The sequence below is a fragment of the Robertmurraya mangrovi genome (assembly GCF_034427655.1).
In the GTDB taxonomy this organism is placed as follows: Bacteria; Bacillota; Bacilli; order Bacillales; family Cytobacillaceae; genus Robertmurraya_A; species Robertmurraya_A mangrovi.
Window position 1 is genome coordinate 1 of record NZ_JAXOFX010000039.1, and the last position, 1,478, is coordinate 1,478.

The 1,478-nt window shown below is 36.0% G+C and carries 2 protein-coding genes; both read left to right on the top strand.

Annotation, left to right across the window (positions count from 1 at the left end; translation table 11 throughout):
• Window positions 1–54 precede the first annotated feature (54 nt).
• Complete coding sequence (locus tag SM124_RS23915) at window positions 55–585, top strand: helix-turn-helix domain-containing protein (protein WP_322448963.1); 531 nt, start codon at window positions 55–57, stop codon at window positions 583–585.
• Complete coding sequence (locus tag SM124_RS23920; RefSeq protein ID WP_322448964.1) at window positions 504–1,448, top strand: IS3 family transposase; 945 nt, start codon at window positions 504–506, stop codon at window positions 1,446–1,448. The genes SM124_RS23915 and SM124_RS23920 overlap by 82 nt, the downstream gene beginning before the upstream one ends.
• The last annotated feature ends 30 nt before the right edge of the window (window positions 1,449–1,478 follow it).

A 1,478-nucleotide genomic window follows, 5' to 3' on the forward strand; every position in this document is an offset into this window, starting at 1 on the left:
GGTACTGCACCCCAAAAGTTAGAGTAGAAATCTAACTTTTGGGGTGTTTTTTGTATGTCGAAGTATAGTGATCAATTTAAGTTGAAGGTTGTTAAGGAATATCTTGAAGATTCTTTGGGATATAAGTTATTAGCTCAGAAATATGAAATTCCAAGTAAAAGTATTATTGAAAGGTGGGTAAATTCATATAAAGCATTTGGTAAAAAGGGATTAAGTAAAAAGCGTTCTAAAGAGGTTTATTCTGTTCAATTTAAGTTGGATGTATTAAACTTTATGAAACAAACGGGCGCTTCTTACCAAGATACTGCAATAGAGTTTAAGATGAATAATCGGTCTCTCATTGCTAGCTGGAAGAAAACTTTTCTTAATGAAGGGATTGTAGGGCTCGAATCGAAACCGAAAGGACGGCCCCATATGTCTGGAAAAAGAAAAGCGAACCCATCAAAACAAGAAAAATCAATGTCTCGCGAGGAACAATTAGAGCGGGAAAATGAACTTCTTCGATTAGAAATTGCGTACTTAAAAAAGTTAAAAGCTTTTCAGGAGAATCCGTCTGCCTACCTAGAAAAGCACAAGCAACGGTAGCATTCGAACTCAAAGAAGAAGGATTCAAATTAACAGATGTGTTAGAGGTAGTAGGCATACCAGAAGCAACCTATCATTATCATATTAAGCAATCTAAGAAAGAAGATCCAGACCAAGCTTTGAAAGAGTTGGTTATTGAGTTGTTTCATAAACATGAGGGGAAATATGGATATCGACGTATTCATTTAGAGCTAAGAGCGAAAGGGTATCTGGTAAACCATAAGAAAGTTCAACGAATAATGAAAGAGCTGGGTTTAAAATGCGTAAAGTTCACTCGCAAATCTCGTCGTTATAATTCGTATAAAGGCTCGGTTGGTAGGGTAGCCAAAAATCGTCTAAATCGTCGATTCAGTACCCCTATTCGACTTCAAAAGCTGGTAACAGATATCACGGAATTTAAGTGTGCGGGGGAAGAGAAACTATATTTGAGCCCTATCCTAGATTTATATAATGGTGAAATTATATCTTACGGCATTTCAAATAAGCCAACTTTGGATCTTGTACTTAAGCCCCTTGATCAGGCAATTAAATCCATTAAGATTACAGCAGCGTATCGAACAACTATACACTCCGACCAAGGATGGCATTACCAACATAACAAATGGGTAAAAGAATTGAAGAAAAACAAAATCTTTCAAAGCATGTCTAGGAAAGCTACGTGTGCAGATAATGCCACTATGGAAAATTTCTTTGGGATTATGAAACAAGAAATGTACTATGGCGAGGCACTATTGCCTTATACTGAACTAAAACAAAAGATTGATAACTACATTTATTATTACAATAACGAAAGAATTAAAGTAAAATTGGCTGGTTTAAGTCCCGTGCAATACCGAACTCAAACTAGCCAAAAAGCTGCATAATTAAAACTCTAACTTTTAGGGGTCACTACC

What these genes read in the sequence shown, in the direction of transcription:
- SM124_RS23915 (WP_322448963.1), top strand. Translation starts at nt 55, where the DNA reads ATGTCGAAGTATAGTGATCAATTTAAGTTGAAGGTTGTTAAGGAATAT.